The following is a 226-nucleotide window of genomic DNA, read 5'->3' as shown; positions in this document are numbered from 1 at the left end:
GTATCAAATACAGTTTTATCAGTTTTAGTTGCTAAGCCTGTGGTTAAATCTGTTTGACTCGCTTTGGTCGCCAAACCTGTTGTTGCATCATTCACTTTGGCATTTAAAGTATCAAATACAGTTTTATCAGTTTTAGCTGCTAAACCTGCAGTTAAATCTGTTTGACTTGCTTTGGTCGCTAAACCTGTCGTTGTATCATTCACTTGATTATTTAACGTATCAAAAG

Annotated in this window: 1 pseudogene; it reads right to left on the bottom strand. The window is 35.4% G+C overall.

Going from position 1 to position 226, the window contains the following annotated elements:
* Window positions 1-226 (bottom strand): annotated as a pseudogene (locus AVJ19_RS21435) (hypothetical protein); the annotation flags it as partial.

The organism is Acinetobacter sp. CFCC 10889, assembly GCF_003268395.1.
Lineage (GTDB): Bacteria > Pseudomonadota > Gammaproteobacteria > Pseudomonadales > Moraxellaceae > Acinetobacter.
Note: the sequence above shows the minus strand (reverse complement) of the source record. Positions and strands in the feature narration are given on the sequence as shown.